Source organism: Paenibacillus sp. FSL K6-1096, assembly GCF_037977055.1.
Lineage (GTDB): Bacteria > Bacillota > Bacilli > Paenibacillales > Paenibacillaceae > Paenibacillus_AQ.
Genome location: NZ_CP150274.1, coordinates 5238045 through 5254896, shown reverse-complemented (window position 1 = coordinate 5254896; position 16852 = coordinate 5238045). Strand labels below are relative to the sequence as shown.

Here is a 16852-nt window from a genome sequence, read left to right as displayed (position 1 = left end):
TCTTTGCTTGTGATTAGCTTCTTACATTTTCTTGCGGGCACTGAATCTTCTGGCCAGGATTGCTCCCAGGATAATCAATCCGCCGCCTGTCAGATAGATCGGGAGAGGGCTCTCTTCACCGGTCTGCGGCAGCTTGCCGGGAAGGCCGCTGTTGTTGCCTTTGTCCGTTGGTTCTGTAACCGTACCCTTCGGTACTTCGTCGACCCCAACTTCGATCGTGACCTCTTCTTCGTTGCCGTCCTCATCCGTTACGACAACCGTGAATTTATCCTTTCCGGTGTAGCCCGGATCAGGAGTATACGTCCATTTACCGTCCGGTGTAATCGTTACAGTACCATGTTCCGGCTCCTTGCTAATGCTAGGAATGCCGCCCAGCGGAATTTCACCCTCAACAGGCACTTCCTCAATCGTGGTCACCTGCGTAGCCTGCGGCGTTGGTGTGCTCACTACGCCTGGCTGTGCCGGTGTAGCTACCGGTGTAGCGCTGGCTCCAGGCGTGCTGGAAGCAGCCGGTGTAGCGGTTGTGCCTGGAGTGGCCGATGGCGTTGGTGTTACGATCACGCCAGGAACACTTGATGTTTCAGGTGTCGGTGTGTAGTACACCGGCGGTGATGTTGGTACTGGTGTTGATGTTGGTTCTGTGACTGGTGTTGCAGTCGGTGTCGGTGTCGGTTCTGTCGGCGGTGTGGTTTGTTTCTGGTTCGTAATCGGCGACAGTACCTTTTGCACACCTGAATCAATGGTCACAGAATGCTCTGTGGCAGCCAGCACATAACCGGCCGGAGCTGTAATTTCCTTCAGCACGTAGCTTCCAAGCTTCAGAGAGGTGAATACCAATTCACCATTTGCATCCGTTTTGCCGCTTGCAATTAACGCCTTGGCGGAATCATAGAGTCCAAATTCTGCGCCTTCCAGCTTCTTGCTGGCATCCTCTTCCGCTACCTTAGTTACCTTGAGCGAGCCCAAGATTTCAACCGGAATCAGGGTGTTCTTGATTGGGGCCAATACCTTTTGCACGCCAGAATCAATCGTTACGCTATGCTCTGTCTCATCCAGTACATAACCAGCCGGAGCGGCAAGCTCCTTCAGGGTGTACGTTCCGAGCTTCAGCGATTTGAATTCCAGTACGCCGTCAGCGTCTGTTTTTCCGCTTGCCACCAGCTTCTTGCTGGAGTCATACAGTCCGAACTCTGCGTCTTTCAGCTTCTTGCTGGCATCCTCTTGGGCAACCTTCGTTACCTTCAGTGAGCCGAAGACTTCGGCAGGAATCAGCTTGTTCGTGATTGGCGACAGTACCTTTTGCACGCCAGAATCAATCGTTACGCTATGCTCTGTCTCATCCAGTACATAACCGGCCGGAGCGGCAAGCTCCTTCAGGGTGTACGTTCCGAGCTTCAGCGATTTGAATTCCAGTACGCCGTCAGCGTCTGTTTTTCCGCTTGCCACCAGCTTCTTGGCGGAATCATACAGTCCGAACTCTGCGTCTTTCAGCTTCTTGTTAGCATCCTCTTGCGCAACCTTGGTTACCTTCAGTGAGCCGAAGACTTCGGCAGGAATCAGTGCGTTAGTCACGGAAACAGTTGTCTGTTGTGATGCATCAATGGTCACATTAATGACTTTGGTATCCAGGACATAACCGGCAGGGGCGGTTTTCTCTTTCAGGGTATACTCCCCGCCTTTGAGCTTAGTGAACTCCAGTTCACCATTGGCATCGGTTGTTTTCGTTCCCACCAGTGCCTTCTTGGAGTCGAACAGTTCGAATACTGCGCCTTCCAGCTTCTTGGAGGCATCCTTCACATCTACCTTGGTCAGCTTAAGCGAACCGAAGAAGTCATTCTTAACGGTTAGCTGTACAGGAGTGGACGAATTAATCGTCACCTTAATCTCTGAGCTGTCCAGTGAGTAGCCTGCCGGAGCTTTGGTTTCTTTCAGTACATACTTACCTGCCTTGAGATTTTCAAAAGTCAGCGTTCCATCGTTTGCGGAGGTCTTTTTCTGAGTCTCCTTCAGTTCAGTTCCAACCACCCGTGAGAGTGCGAATTCGGCACCTGCAAGCTTTTCATCGCCTGCCTGATTGGTTTTGGTTACAACCAGGGACCCTTTAACACCGCTACCCGTACCGGATGTATCAACAATGTTTACACTGCTATTGGAGGTATAAGGTACATCAATTTGCTTCACGCCATCCCCGCTGAAGGAGATTGCGTTGCTCACCACCACATTCCCTGCCTCAGTCACAACAGACTGATATGTCAGAATGTATGGCTTGCTGATCGGGTTCAGGAAGACAAGCTCGAAGCTTTCCTTGCCGTCTGTTCCGGTTTTAAAAGTAAGAGTGTAGTCTATATCCTTCTTCAATTCATTCTCAGTCTTTGGATTCGCTGCGTTCCCACTCTGATCCACTGTTGTCACGTAGAGGTGGAAGCTGTCATGTAACAGCACCTGATTCACACTTGGCGTATCCACGATTTTAACGTTTTTGACAACGGACTGGTTGGCGTTAATGACCACTTTCCAGTTCAGAAGGGTCTGGTCATTGTTATCTTGGGTAAAGTTTTTAGCTACATATTGTCCGCCCTTAGGAACTGTTACTGTTGCATCCAGGGGCTTAGAAACCGGGTTGTTGTCCTTGTCATATAAAGTGGCTGTATTCTTAACCTGCTCTTTATTGACATCCCCGCCAATGAACTCCGTGCGGAAGACCACATAGAAGGCATAGTTGATCTGGTCTTTAAATTTGACTGTCAGCTTCGTATCGTTAACTGTAAGCGTGTATTCGGAAGCATCAATGACAGCACCCTTCGTGTGGTTCCCGTCTTTGCCATATTCCATCTTGTAGACTGCTGCGGTTACATTGGTTACTTGCTGGCCTTCTGGAATCATATCCACCAGCGCAGCTCCTGCAGCCAATACCCGCTTATTATAGTTGGCTCCTACAGTCCAGGTAAGTTGTTTGGTGTTCACATCGTATGAGCCTGTTTTCTTACCGTTATTCTTGACTTCAGATCGCGGATCAAAGGTTGATGAACCCTTAATGGTGTGGCCAACACCGTTAGTATCCTTCCAATCGAGCTGAGCGGTGTTCTTGAAGCTGGTTGCACCACTTTGCAATTGATAATAGTCAAAACTGGTCGAATACGTCACCGTAAACGGCTTATTAATAGGCTTAGAGAATGTGATGGTAAACCCTGCACCTTTGGCATAATCCGTTCCGTTCGGTGTAATCGTGTAATCGGCGCTGTCTATAGCCGGTGTAGAACTAATAGTGATCGGCTCAATTAATTTCAACCCGCCATTATCAAAGGTATCCTTCAACACCAGATCGTTCATCACTTTAGAGTCTTTGTTTACATTGATAGTCCATTTTACTGTCTTATTCAAATAGTCCACTTCCGAGTACTTTTTATCCACGATGCGCTGGTTAATATCCCGTGTAGCCCCTTTGGTTTCACCGTTGTAGGTCACATCATTGCGGATCGATTCCGTATACCCGTATACTCGATCTTTAACTTTTGTTTTATAGACAATTTTGTAAGCTGAATTAATGTCATGACTGAATTGCAATTTGAACCCGGTCTTGCCTGTTTGGGTCAAAGGCGTATCGATTGTAAAATCCGTCCCCTTAGTCAGGGTTCCGTCTTCACTGGCATTGCCATTCTGGTCCAGCTTCATCTTATATACTGTCACTGAATCTTCAACCAATACCTGAGAGTCGTTAAAATAATCCACTAACACCGCATTGGCGGATGTAATGGTCTGTTCATTATAGTTGAACCGGATTTCCCAGGGAATGGTCTCATCGCTCTCATTAAAATCTCCGGCAATCTTCTCAAGCGGAACTCCGCGCACAATGCCAACCGTTTTAGAAGAGCTCTTATCGATTCCTTCACCAGTAAGCTTAGCGGTATTAGTGAAATTTTTAACCGATGTATCTGTAATCTTGGTCGAGAATTTCACCCGGTAAGCATCTGTAATGGTATTGTAGAACTTCACGTTCAAGCTGCTCGCCGTGCTGCTTGAAGCATCATATTGGTCGGACCCGATTTCTGCTCCCTGCGATGCATTCCCTTGGACATCCACCGCAAGCTTATAGACTTTGATTGAACTTGGGTCAAGCTCCAGGCCTGCCGGAATGGAGTCAGTAACGACCGCTTTGTACACCTCATCCTGCACAGTGTTTACATCAACGGTCCAGAGAATGCTGGACGGGTTGTATTTTTGCGGCTGCGGAATGCCGTCCTTAACAATGCTTGTGCCGCCCTTAGGATGAACTTTGATCACAATCGTATTACTCAAGTTCCCGGCGATCGGGAATAACAGCTCCTGTGTGGTAGTTCCTGTGACTTTGGTAGAGCTAAGCGTGGATGTCAAATTGAACGTACCGCCTACATTAAACAAACCTTCAATTTCACTATTGAATGTAAGCACCACTTTGTTATCTGTACCTACCGTGTAGGTGCCGATGCTTCCTGAATCCACGCCGCTATATACCAGCGGTCCAGTGTAGCCTTTATCAATGGCCAGCTGGTGAGGCAACTGATACACGTACGTATCTCCACCCTTATAGCCGTGTGCCCCCGTCTCAGGGTCCGTTACCGGAAGCTTGAAGGTCAGCCCTACTTTAACCTCAGAATCAAGCTTATACACACTGTCGGTAACCTGTGTGCCGTTCTCATATACAGACATAGTAACGCTGGTGATGATTTCATCTGTAGTATCCGCATTAACCTGCGGGATGAATCCGAGGCTGTTGGCAAATTGTGTGATGATCATGACTACAACCAGCCAAGCGCCGATAGTCTTTCTTTTCATATCCCAGTAACCTCTCTCTCTTTAGTAAAATGATGAATCCGAACTGCATGGAGTGTCCTCGCTCTTCCCTTCTACCCGATCGTCCCCCTGTCATTAATATGTATGTGAGCCTTCAACATTCGCCTAAGCTGTACTTCTGTAACTCTACTTTCTGCTAATGAACATTTTCTGAACAAATTATGATCTAGATCATAGCTATCAATAAAAATAAATAATTTTTTTCGACAAAAAGGGTGTTTCAAATGGTAAAAGTGAGGATTCTGCACAAGAGGTACGAAAGGTTTTTCGTTATTTTGCCTTATGTTATTCATATTTTTGAGGGGAAACCCGGTTTCAATAAGTGATTATGTGGATTCTGCACGGGGATTTAATTGCTTAAGAAAAATTTTCAACAGATTGTTGAACAAAAAAAAGAAGCTGTCCCCGGAGAATAAGTTCGTCCGGTGAAGCTTCATTTCTGTTCATATGAACTATTACAGGTTAACATGCTCCCGTCTGGTATACGTCTTGCGCTTCTCAATCAGCTTGTTGAGCGCATCCAGATATGCTCTGGCGCTCGCCTCCAGAATGTCGGTGCTGAGTCCGCGGCCCTGCGCAGCCACCTCGCCCTGGGACAACACGACATGCACCTCGCCCTGGGCATCCTTGCCCCGGCTCACAGCCTTGATCGAATAATCGCCAAGCGTAACTTCCTCGCCGGTCGCCTGATCAATCGCGTTGTAGATCGCGTCTACCGATCCGTTGCCCTCAGCCTCGGCCACAATCGGCTGCGGGTCCTGTCCCTGAATAATGACTTTGGCGGTTGGTGTGGCTTCATTACCATAGGTGACATAAATCGTCTGCAAACGGAAGGTCTCCGGCGTATCAATCAGCTTCTCTTCCAGGAGGGCCAGGATGTCCTCATCCGAAACTTCCTTCTTCTTATCGGCCAGTTCCTTGAACTTGGCGAACGCCCCGTTCAGTTCCTCCTCCGAGAGGTCATAGCCCAGATCACTCAGCTTGTCACGGAAGGCATGGCGCCCGGAATGCTTACCAAGCACCAGCTTGCTCTCCTTAAGGCCGATGGTCTCTGGTGTCATGATCTCGTATGTGGTCTTCTCCTTCAGCATGCCGTCCTGGTGAATCCCCGATTCATGGGCGAACGCATTGGCCCCCACGATTGCCTTGTTCCCCGGCACGACCATCCCTGTCAGCTTGCTGACCAGACGGCTGGTCCGGGAGATCTCGGACAGCACCAGCGAGGTCTTGGCGCCGAAATATTCACTGCGGGTCTCAAGGGCCAGGGCCACCTCTTCAATCGCAGTATTCCCCGCACGTTCCCCGATACCGTTGATCGTGCCTTCAATCTGATCCGCGCCGTTCTGGATGGCTGCCAGCGTATTTGCAGTAGCCATGCCCAGATCATTATGGCAATGGGCGCTAAGCTGCACCTTCTCAATATCCGGCACGGTATCCTTCAGGAACTTGAAGATTGCACCGTATTCCGCCGGGTTCAGATAACCTACGGTATCCGGAATATTCACGACATTCGCACCCTCGCGGATCGCCATCGCCACCACTTCGGCCATGAAGTCACGCTCCGTGCGCCCGGCATCCTCCAGAGAGAATTCCAGCTTCGGGAAATATTTCTTGGCATAACGGATCGCCGATTGTGCGGTCTCCAGTACCTGCGACCGGTCCATCCGCAGCTTATGCTGACGGTGGATCGGCGAGGTCGCCAGGAAGATGTGGATGCACGGGTCCTGTGCCCCCTGCAGCGCTTCCCGGACGGCATCAATATCGCTCTCCCTGGAGCGGGACAGACCGATCAGTGTAACGTTCTTGACGGCTCTGGCCACTGCATTCACAGAGGCCAAATCTCCCGGGGAGGCTGCCGGAAAGCCTGCCTCCATCCGGTCAATTCCCAGCTTCTCCAGCTGATATGCAATTTCTACCTTCTCACGCGTATTCAGATTCACACCCGGCGACTGCTCCCCGTCACGCAGTGTTGTATCGAACACATAGATTTTCCGCAAGTTGAGCACCTCCTGAAGATTGTCCGTAAACCCTCAAATGCGGCCCGCAATAGTACGGCCGCATCTGAGTGTGTTCATTAAGATTCAAGTAGTCTTAAGTATATGACCTATTTCTTGATCCAGTGCATCATTTCGCGCAGCTGGCTGCCAACCACTTCTACCGGATGAGCAGCTTCGTTGCGGCGGGTAGCCGTCAGGAAGGCACGGCCGGACTGGTTCTCCAGGATGAAGTCGCGGGCGAATTTACCCTGCTGAATATCGGACAGTACTTCTTTCATTGCTTTCTTGGTCTCAGCAGTAATGATGCGTGGTCCAGTTACATAGTCACCGTATTCCGCAGTATTACTGATGGAATCGCGCATGCTGGACAATCCGCCTTCATATACCATGTCAACGATCAGCTTCAGCTCATGCAAGCATTCGAAGTAAGCCATCTCAGGAGCATATCCGGCTTCAGTCAATGTTTCGAAGCCAGCTTTGATCAGTTCAGACACACCACCGCAGAGGACAGCCTGTTCACCGAACAGATCCGTTTCAGTCTCTTCACGGAAGGAGGTTTCGATGACTCCGGCACGGGTACAGCCGATCCCTTTGGCATACGCCAGACCGATCGCCTTGGCATTGCCGGTTGCATCCTGTTCAATCGCGATCAGGCCGGGAACGCCGAAGCCTTCAACATAAGTACGTCGTACCATGTGTCCCGGGGATTTAGGAGCTACCAGCAGCACATCAGCATCCTTAGGAGCTACGATTTGTCCGAAGTGTACGTTGAAGCCGTGGGAGAACATCAGGGCCGCGCCGTTCTTGAGGTTCGGTTCGATATCGTTCTTATATACAGCCGCCTGAGTCTCGTCCGGCATGAGGATCTGAACTACATCTGCACGGGACACCGCTTCGGCTACAGACAATACTTCAAAGCCGTCATTCTTGGCAGCTTCGAACGATTTGCCTTCACGCAGGCCGATAACCACCTGAAGACCGCTGTCACGCAGGTTCTGTGCCTGGGCATGTCCCTGGCTACCGTACCCGATTACCGCAATTGTCTTTCCCTTCAATACGCTAAGCTCTGCATCCTTTTCATAGTACGTTGTAACTGCCATTGTCAAAATCCTCCTTTAATTTGGGACCCATCGTAAAGAGCGGGTGCTTCAAAAACACACTTCTTATTAGTCTTACTATATAATGGAGTGTTCCTCAAGCCCCCGCTCTTCCGGCGGGCAGACTCTATCTTCATCTCAATAAATTAATGCACGCAAGCAGCAATCCGTTAAAGCTGTAAAATGTGACGATCAGGCATTCCCGCGGATCATTGCCGTTACTCCCGTCCGGGACAGTTCCTTAATCCCGTAAGGCTTCAGCAGCTCGATCATAGCGTCGATCTTCGTGGTCTCGCCAACCACCTGCACCAGCAGGCTGGTCGAGCCGATATCTACGACCGAGGCCCGGAAGGTCTCGACAACACCCATGATCTCGGGCCGCTCGGATGGCTCTGCCTTGACCTTGATCAAGGCCAGCTCCCGGGCAACCATAGGCTTGGAGCCAAGGTCGACCACCTTGATGACATCAATCAGCTTGTAGAGCTGCTTCTCAATCTGCTCCAGGGTATGCTGGTCGCCCAAGGTAACAATTACCATCCGGGACAATCCGGCTTCTTCGGATTGCCCCACCGTGATACTCTCAATATTGAAGCCCCGGCGGCCGAATAAACCGGATACCCGCTGCAGCACGCCCGGCTGGTCATTCACCAGCACCGCAATCGTATGTTTCATCACTGCTATTCATCCCCCATCAGCATTTGATCAATGGTCGAGCCTTGCGTAACCATCGGGTAGACATTCTCGTCTTTGGGAACAACGAATTCTACCAGGACAGGTCCAGGGGTTTCCATCGCTTCTTTCCAGACCGCGCCGGCTTCTTCTTTGTTCGTCGCCCGCAGCCCTTTCACTCCGTAAGCTTCAGCCAGCTTCACGAAATCCGGGCTTCCGGCCAGATCGGTATAACTGTAGCGCTTCTCATAGATCAGATTCTGCCACTGGCGGACCATTCCGAGCACCTGATTGTTGATAACCACAATCTTGACCGGAATGTTATGAATCGCACAGATCGCAAGCTCCTGGGAACACATCTGCATTCCCCCGTCCCCGTTAATGGAGACTACCAGCCGCTGCGGATGCGCCATCTGCGCTCCGATGGCTGAAGGGAAGCCGAAGCCCATCGTGCCGAGCCCCCCTGAAGTGATCCAGGAACGCGGATGATTGAACTTGTAATACTGGGCAGCCCACATCTGATGCTGGCCTACGTCAGTAGTAACAATCGCTTCACCCTTAGTTGTATCATTGATCATCTGGATAACCCATTGCGGCTTCAACTCGCTGTCCGAATCCGTGTACCGGAGCGGATAATCCAGCTTCCACTGCGCAATCTGTGTTCTCCAGGCATCCGCCCGGGCCGCACGCTGCACATCCGGAATGAGCATTTCCAGCACCGTCTTCACATCGCCGACAATTGGAATGTCCGTTGCTACATTCTTGCCGATCTCGGCTGGATCGATGTCGATATGCACGATCTTCGCCTGCGGCGCGAAGCCGTTGAGCTTGCCGGTTACGCGGTCATCGAACCGGGCGCCGATATTAATCAGCAGGTCGCATTGCTGAATGGCATTATTCGCGGTGTACGTACCGTGCATTCCCGGCATGCCCATCCACAGCTCTTCGGCACTTGGATAACAGCCCAGGCCCAGCAGTGTAGTGGTGATCGGAATCTCTGTACGCTTCACGAATTCATACATTGCCTCATGCGCACCGGAGTAGATAACTCCGCCGCCTGCAATAATAATCGGACGCTCCGCAGCAGCGATTGCCTTCACCAGCTTATCAAGCTGGAGCTTGTTAGGAACCGTACGCGGGTTGTAGCCGCGGAGGTTAACGCCCTGCTGCTGGGCCGGCGTGAACAAGGTCATTGCAGCCGATACATCCTTCGGAATATCGATCAGCACCGGACCCTTACGTCCAGTACCCGCAATATGGAAGGCCTCATGGATAATCCGCGGCAGATCTTCAACATCCCGTACCAGATAGCTGTGCTTCGTGATCGGCATCGTAATGCCGGTAATATCCGCTTCCTGAAAAGCATCTGTGCCGATCAGGCTGGAGAATACGTTGCCGGTGATTACTACAAGCGGAACAGAATCCATATATGCGGTGGCGATTCCCGTCACCAGATTGGTTGCTCCCGGGCCTGAAGTAGCGATACATACGCCTACCTTGCCGCTAGCTCTGGCATATCCGTCCGCCGCATGGATTGCTCCCTGCTCATGGCGTGTCAGTATATGCTGGAAATCATCGAATCCATATAACGCATCATAGATATAAAGTACAGCCCCGCCCGGATAGCCGAATACGGTGTCTACCCCTTCCAGCACCAGACTGCGCAGCAGGACCTCGGACCCTGAAATCACCTCGGGATTCTTCCACTTCTCACGTAACTGCTCTATTGACCGCACCTCTTCAGGTAATTGCGCGCTCATCAGTATTCCTCCCTTCAATCATTCACATGCATTATCCCAATGACAGAACGTCATATCCAACCTTTAATATTAGCGAACACGGCCATATCCTTCCGCATTTCAACAAAAAAACCTTCCGCCTCCCACGCGCAGAATAAGCGCGTGAGGGACGAAAGGTTTAGCTTCCGTGGTACCACCCATGTTTGCATTACATCTCACGATGCAATGCCTTATCAGGATACAAAAATCCATCGATGTAGGCAGGGCCCAAATCTTCGTAACCTGAAGTCCCTAACGCGGACCAGACGATTCCCCCTAATAATTCTGCCGCTCCTGCTGGCAGACCTTTCAGGGAAACAGCTCCGAGGTGAGCTCGTATATAAGGGATTCTGGTGGAGGTTGCAGCAATTCCTCTCACTCTCTGAGCAAAAGAGCCCTTAAAACTTCGTCCTCATCATTGCCGATACATGTATGTTCGTTAAATGTTTAGACACATTATATGATTCCTCACACGGTTAGTCAATACCCATCTGCGGGATAAAACTTAAATTCTTCACAAAATATTCGCCTATTCCTGCCGGAACGCCCACACCCCGCCAGGCATATGATGTACGACAATGCGTGGAAAGGGGCATTTGATATGATTCGTTACCGGAGACCCCGGCAGGATGACGCCGTAATTTATGACTTAATTGAGAAACAGCTTGTCCCGCTGTCCCATCTCCCGCCGGCCATTATTAATCAGGTCCGGAAGGATCTGCCCCGCCGCCTGGGCCAGGGGGTTACCCTGGTCGCCTGTCCTGACTACGAAAGCGATCCGCTGGGATTCGTGCACTTCATGCTGCATGGAGACCTGCTCTACATTGATATGCTCGCCATTGCCCCGGCCGCCCGCCGCAGACGATACGGGAACATGCTGATGGACCGGGCGGAGCGGTTTGCACTATCCCGCGCATGCCACAGAGCGAAGGTCTCCGTGGATACCGGGAATACCGCCGCCCTTGCCTTCTATGAGAAACTGGGCTACAGCGTAGCCCGTTATCAACCGCAGAATTATTGCTATGAGCTGGAGAAGCAGTTCCGCTGATCCCTCACCTCCAGCCGGAACTAATTCTTAGAAGAAGCCGATGGGCGGAACGCCGTAGCCCGGGCGGGGGCCGTAGCCGCCGTAAGGGCCGGGGCCATAACCGTAGCCATAACCGCCTCCGTAGGGAACGCCGCCGCCATAACCGTAGCCGCCGCCGTAAGCGTAAGGAGCCGTGCCGACGGCCAGCAGATCGAACAATACGAGCGGAATCAACGCCTTGGTTTGTACTTTTTTACCACTGATACGCTGCAGGATCAATCGGTTGCCCGAGATGCGGACCAATTTCCCCGTTACCCTGCTGCCGTCCTTTTTGACCGCCACAATATGTTTACCGATCAGCTTTGTTACCTGTTTTTTTGTAACCGGCTGTACCATGATATCCCTCCTTCTTAATGTTTCTTAAGCAGTCTATTCGCCTCACCCGGTATTTGCCTGTACATCTGCCCGGCTCAAGGCGGTAATGTACCGATAGAAGCAGCACGCCAAAAAAGCGCATTCCCGTAATAACCGGAAATGCGCTTAAATTCATGGCCAGATCATCTGAGCTGCAGCTCTAGCGTTTGCTTGGATCGTACGGCTCGCCCAGAGCCTTAGGCGCCGAGGAACGCCCGACTGCACTCACCAGTACGATAATCGTCAGCACGTAAGGAATCATGAAGATGAATTCCTGCGGGATGTTCTTGGACCATTCAAACAGTTGTACATAGTTGCGGATCGCCTGGGACAGGCCGAAGAAGACCGCCGCCCCGAAGGCGCCCAGCGGATTCCACTTCCCGAAGATCATCGCGGCAATGGCAATGAAGCCTTGTCCCGAGATGGTGTTGTGGGCAAATGTACCGGTAGTCGTCAGGGTAATGGTCGCTCCGCCGATACCGGCCAGAAGCCCGCTCAGCATAACGCCGATATATCTCATTCTGTTGACGTTAACCCCCAGCGTGTCTGCAGCGCTTGGATGCTCACCCACAGCGCGCAGACGGAGTCCAAACGGAGTTTTGAACAGTATGAAATAGATGACAATGACTAAGATAATCGCCAGGTACGTGGTAGGATAGGAATTGAATATCCCTTCTCCGATCACCGGAATCTTGGACAGTCCGGGAATAGCCACCTTATTGAAGCCGTCCAGCAGCGGAGTCTCGCCGGACCCCTCAAAGATCAGCTTAACCATATACAGCGTACTGCCCGCAGCCAGGAAGTTGATCACCGTACCGCTGATCGTCTGGTCCGCCTTGAAGGTGATTGAAGCGACCGCATGAATCAGGGAACCGATCACGCCGACAGCCATGGCACTCAGTACGCCTACCCAAGGAGCCCATGCGCCCATGCCGGCTTCCTGGGCATAATATCCCCCTACCGCTGCTGCAAATGCACCGAACATCATCAAGCCTTCCAGTCCGATGTTGACCACGCCGGAGCGTTCAGAGAAGATGCCGCCAAGGGAGGCGAAGATCAGCGCTGTCGAGAAAACAAGCGTCGTATTGAGCAATTGGCCTAGGATTACGAAATCCATCTATAACACCTTCTCTTTCTTGCGCTTGAAGTAGAACGGTTTGAGCACCCAGCGTACAATGCCTTGCGCAGCAATGAAGAATATAATTGAACCGATAACGATACGGATCAGCTCCGGCGGTACATCTGCTCCAAAGCTCATTCCCGCAGATCCGTAGGTCAGCGTACCGTACAGAATGGCCGCCAGAATAACACCCAGCGGATGGGTCAGCCCGAGCAGCGCCACGGCGATGCCGTCAAACCCGTACCCCGGTGATGCGGCGAAGACAGATTGATAATGGAATACCCCCAGTACTTCACCCGCGCCCGCCAATCCGGCGAACACGCCGCTGATGAACATAGCCTTGACCACATTGCGTCCAACGTTCATCCCTGCATATTCCGCAGCATGCGGATTGAGGCCGACCGCACGCATCTCATACCCCTGCTTGGTCTTCCACAGGTAGATATAGAAGAAGGTAGCTGCGGCCAGAGCGATGACAGTCCCCCAGTGCAGGCGGGCGTTATCAAAGGTCGAGAACAGGAAGCTCATGGACAGGGAGGCCGGAATATCCTCCGACCGGTTCTGTCCTTGTAACAGCAGGAATGTCCGGACGATATAATTGGACAGGAATAAGGCGATCCAGTTCAGCATGATTGTGGTGATAACTTCATTGATCCCACGCTTAGCCTTCAGGAAGCCGGCAATTCCGGCCCAGAGCCCGCCGCATACCCCGGCTGCAATGACCGCAAGCGGAACCAGCACGAAGGAAGGCAGCGTGCCGGCCAGCTTAATTCCGACAACAGACGCAGCCGTCATACCGATCATGACTTGCCCGTCTGCACCGATGTTGAACATCCCCGAACGGAAGGCAAAAGCCACGGCCAGACCTGTCAGCATCAGCGGAGTCATCTCACGTATCGCCTCGCCGAAATCGTACGGGCTGCCGAACACGCGCTTGAACAGCGCAGAATATGCGGCTATTGGATCATATCCGCCGATCAGCATGACCACCGCGCCGACAAGAAAGCCCATCAGAATGGCGACAAGCGGGACAATATAGCTGTCTGTGGCGAATATTTTTTTGAACTTAGACATCTGCATGACCTCCCCGCTTCAGACTGCCCGCCATCATCAGACCCAGCTCCTGGTCATTCGTATCCTGCGGGAATACCTCTCCGACAATCTGCCCTTCGTAGATAACGGCAATCCGGTCGGATACATTCATAATCTCATCCAGCTCAAAAGAAATCAGCAGCACGGCCTTGCCCTGGTCACGCTGGGCAATCAGCTGCTTCTGAACGAACTCAATCGCACCGACATCAAGACCGCGGGTAGGCTGTGCGGCAATGAGCAGCGTCGGATTTTTGTCTATTTCCCGCGCAATAATCGCTTTCTGTTGATTACCGCCGGATAATGAGCGCGCTTTGTTGTCAATGGAAGGCGTACGCACGTCGAACTGCCTTACAAGATCCTCGGCATGCTGGTCAATAACCTCTTTGTTCAGGAAGCCGTTCTGATTATAAGGACTCTTATAATATGTCTCCAGCACCATGTTCTCACTGACCGTGAAATCCAGCACCAGGCCATGCTTATGACGGTCCTCCGGGATATGGGAGACATTCATTTCCGATACCTTGCGCGGCGACAGATTGGCGATCTCCTTACCGGAGACCGTGATCGAACCGGAATCAATCTTACGCAGGCCGGTAATGGCCTGAATCAGCTCACTCTGGCCGTTGCCGTCTACCCCGGCTATCCCGAGAATCTCGCCAGCCTTCACCTCAAAGCTTAGGCCGTTCAGAACCGGGACACCGTCCTTGCTCTTGCTGCTTACATTGGACAGCTTCAGAATACTGTCGCCGATATGGGCCTGCTGCTTGTCCACCTTGAAGGTGACCCCGCGTCCGACCATTTTCTCAGCCAGCTCATTCGGGTTGGTCTCAGAGGTCTTCACCGTATCAATGACCTTCCCGCGCCGGATAATGGTTACCCGGTCGGAGATCTGCATAATTTCCTTCAGCTTATGAGTAATAAGAATAATGGACTTGCCTTCCGCAACGAGCCGCTTCATAATCGCCATCAGCTCGGTAATCTCCTGTGGCGTAAGCACAGCGGTAGGCTCGTCGAATATAAGTATATCCGCTCCGCGGTACAGGGTTTTCATAATCTCTACCCGTTGCTGCATGCCTACCGAAATATCGTGTATCTTAGCATTCGGATTGACCTGAAGACCGTACTGCTCCGATAGCTTACGAACCTGTTCCGCAGCGGATTTATAGTCGATTTTAAGACCCTTCTTCGGCTCCATGCCAAGAACAATGTTCTCGGTAACCGTAAAAGGCTCAACAAGCTTGAAATGTTGGTGAACCATACCAATGCCCAGCTCAATAGCCTTGTTGGGGTTATCAATAATAACCGGTTTCCCGTCGATTTCGATGCTGCCTTCATCGGGCTGGTACAGTCCGAATACGATATTCATTAAGGTAGATTTGCCTGCCCCGTTCTCACCAAGCAGTGCATGAATCTCCCCCTTTTCCAGCGTCAGACTTATCGAGTCGTTCGCAACAATACCGGGAAAGCGTTTTGTGATTTGCTTCAACTCTACGACAGGAGCCGCAGCACTCATGGAATCACCCTCATCACAGAATATATAAGTTAGCCTTAAAGACACGGCTGTACCGCCCCAGACAGGACGGTACAGTTGTGATTGATTATAGCCAATGCTGTACAGAGAACAAGGCCGGTACTTCAACCGGCCTTGCCATTTGTTGTGTTACACAGTACAAGGTGATGCTGACAATTACTCGGAAGGAACAGTGATCGTTCCGTCAATGATCTGTTTGCTGTACTCGTCAACCTTAGCCAGAATTTCAGGAGTCACATTGGCTTTGGAGGTCTCAGGAAGACCTACACCGTTGTCCTTCAGACTAAGTACGGTAGTAGTGCCGCCTTTGAATGTTCCGTCAACAACCTGCTGGGACACTTTCTTAACCGCTTCATCTACACGCTTGATCATGGAAGTCAGGGTAACATCGTCACCGAATTCCAGGGATTGGTCTTTGTCTACGCCGATAACCCATACTTTGGAGCCGCCGGCTTTGTTGCGGGATTTCGCTTCGTTAAATACGCCGTTGCCTGTTGCGCCTGCAGCAGGGAAGATGATGTCGTTGCCGGCATCGTACAGGGTAGCAGCGAGGGACTTACCGGTATCCGGCTTGTCGTATGCACCGGCATAAGTGATTGTTACCTTCGCCTGAGGGTTAACTGCTTCTACACCGGCTTTGAAGCCAACTTCAAAACGCTTGATAACCGGGCTTTCCATACCGCCGATGAAGCCGACTTTGTTAGTCTTAGTAGTAAGACCTGCAACTACACCAACCAGGAACGAACCTTCATTCTCAGCAAAAGTTACAGATTCAACGTTAGGGGCATCCACTACGCTGTCGATGATCGCCAGCTTGGCATCCGGATTCTCTTTGGCAACCTTCAGCAGTGCGTCGCCCAGGTCGAAGCCGATCCCCCAAGTCAGATCATAACCGCCCTTAACGAACTGGTTAAGGTTCGGCTCATAGTCTGCGCTGGACTTACTCTGCAGATACTTGATCTCTGCGCCGTATTCCTTCTCCATAGCCTGCAGGGCTTCCCAGGAAGACTGGTTGAAGGACTTGTCATTAACACCGCCTACGTCAGTTACAAGACCCAGCTTGACAGCCTTAGGGGCTTCAGTTGGCGCCGGTGCTTCAGTTGCTGCTGCTGCATCCGTTGGTGCAGCTGTTGCTGCTCCGGAATTAGAGCCGGAGTTAGCGCTGTTATTGTTACCGCAGCCTGCCAGAATGACAGTGAACGCCATAACCATAACTAAGGATAGTTGGTAAAACTTCTTCATCGAAAGTGATCCCCCTTAATGAATTGGATGTCTTCTGTGTTCTGCTTGGACATAC

Annotated in this window: 11 protein-coding genes; 1 reads left to right on the top strand and 10 read right to left on the bottom strand. The window is 51.5% G+C overall.

The genetic code is table 11. The annotated features are described in order from the left end of the window. Window positions 1-21: 21 nt before the first annotated feature. The 5 genes from MHI24_RS23330 to ilvB form a co-directional block, all read right to left on the bottom strand. Entirely contained in the window at window positions 22-4812 is a 4791-nt protein-coding gene (locus MHI24_RS23330) for a SpaA isopeptide-forming pilin-related protein (protein ID WP_340021905.1), read from the bottom strand. Window positions 4813-5285: 473 nt separating this feature from the next. Further along, window positions 5286-6827, bottom strand: a complete 1542-nt coding sequence (locus tag MHI24_RS23325; protein WP_340021904.1) for a 2-isopropylmalate synthase — start codon at window positions 6825-6827, stop codon at window positions 5286-5288. Window positions 6828-6934: 107 nt separating this feature from the next. Beyond that, entirely contained in the window at window positions 6935-7927 is a 993-nt protein-coding gene (gene ilvC / locus MHI24_RS23320; protein WP_340021903.1) for a ketol-acid reductoisomerase, read from the bottom strand. A 189-nt stretch (window positions 7928-8116) separates the two neighbouring features. Next, window positions 8117-8596 carry an acetolactate synthase small subunit gene (gene ilvN / locus MHI24_RS23315; protein WP_340021902.1) on the bottom strand — a complete coding sequence of 160 codons (480 nt, stop codon included), beginning with the start codon at window positions 8594-8596 and terminating at the stop codon, window positions 8117-8119. 5 nt (window positions 8597-8601) lie between these two features. Beyond that, entirely contained in the window at window positions 8602-10353 is a 1752-nt protein-coding gene (gene ilvB, locus MHI24_RS23310) for a biosynthetic-type acetolactate synthase large subunit (RefSeq protein ID WP_340021901.1), read from the bottom strand. Window positions 10354-10972: 619 nt separating this feature from the next. On the opposite strand from ilvB, the gene MHI24_RS23305 reads away from it, so the two are divergent. Then, entirely contained in the window at window positions 10973-11419 is a 447-nt protein-coding gene (locus MHI24_RS23305) for a GNAT family N-acetyltransferase (RefSeq protein WP_340021900.1), read from the top strand. A 27-nt stretch (window positions 11420-11446) separates the two neighbouring features. On the opposite strand, the gene MHI24_RS23300 is transcribed toward MHI24_RS23305, so the two are convergent. The 5 genes from MHI24_RS23300 to MHI24_RS23280 all read right to left on the bottom strand — a co-directional run bounded on the left by MHI24_RS23300 (window position 11447) and on the right by MHI24_RS23280 (window position 16797). Beyond that, the gene (locus tag MHI24_RS23300) at window positions 11447-11794 is read right to left on the bottom strand and encodes a hypothetical protein (protein ID WP_340021899.1); all 348 of its coding nucleotides are present in this window, start codon (window positions 11792-11794) and stop codon (window positions 11447-11449) included. Window positions 11795-11972: 178 nt separating this feature from the next. Then, window positions 11973-12929, bottom strand: a complete 957-nt coding sequence (locus MHI24_RS23295; protein ID WP_340021898.1) for an ABC transporter permease — start codon at window positions 12927-12929, stop codon at window positions 11973-11975. Next, entirely contained in the window at window positions 12930-14006 is a 1077-nt protein-coding gene (locus MHI24_RS23290; RefSeq protein WP_340021897.1) for an ABC transporter permease, read from the bottom strand. Then, the gene (locus tag MHI24_RS23285; RefSeq protein ID WP_340021896.1) at window positions 13999-15537 is read right to left on the bottom strand and encodes an ABC transporter ATP-binding protein; all 1539 of its coding nucleotides are present in this window, start codon (window positions 15535-15537) and stop codon (window positions 13999-14001) included. Before MHI24_RS23285 ends, MHI24_RS23290 begins: the two co-directional genes overlap by 8 nt. A gap of 174 nt (window positions 15538-15711) precedes the next feature. After that, on the bottom strand, window positions 15712-16797 hold the full coding sequence (locus MHI24_RS23280; RefSeq protein ID WP_340021895.1) for a BMP family ABC transporter substrate-binding protein: 1086 nt from the start codon (window positions 16795-16797) through the stop codon (window positions 15712-15714). Window positions 16798-16852: the final 55 nt, after the last annotated feature.

Coding starts and splice junctions, on each gene's coding strand:
- MHI24_RS23330 (WP_340021905.1), bottom strand. CDS start 4,812: ATGAAAAGAAAGACTATCGGCGCTTGGCTGGTTGTAGTCATGATCATC.
- MHI24_RS23305 (WP_340021900.1), top strand. CDS start 10,973: ATGATTCGTTACCGGAGACCCCGGCAGGATGACGCCGTAATTTATGAC.
- MHI24_RS23290 (WP_340021897.1), bottom strand. CDS start 14,006: ATGTCTAAGTTCAAAAAAATATTCGCCACAGACAGCTATATTGTCCCG.
- MHI24_RS23300 (WP_340021899.1), bottom strand. CDS start 11,794: ATGGTACAGCCGGTTACAAAAAAACAGGTAACAAAGCTGATCGGTAAA.
- ilvB (WP_340021901.1), bottom strand. CDS start 10,353: ATGAGCGCGCAATTACCTGAAGAGGTGCGGTCAATAGAGCAGTTACGT.
- MHI24_RS23285 (WP_340021896.1), bottom strand. CDS start 15,537: ATGAGTGCTGCGGCTCCTGTCGTAGAGTTGAAGCAAATCACAAAACGC.
- ilvC (WP_340021903.1), bottom strand. CDS start 7,927: ATGGCAGTTACAACGTACTATGAAAAGGATGCAGAGCTTAGCGTATTG.
- ilvN (WP_340021902.1), bottom strand. CDS start 8,596: ATGAAACATACGATTGCGGTGCTGGTGAATGACCAGCCGGGCGTGCTG.
- MHI24_RS23295 (WP_340021898.1), bottom strand. CDS start 12,929: ATGGATTTCGTAATCCTAGGCCAATTGCTCAATACGACGCTTGTTTTC.
- MHI24_RS23280 (WP_340021895.1), bottom strand. CDS start 16,797: ATGAAGAAGTTTTACCAACTATCCTTAGTTATGGTTATGGCGTTCACT.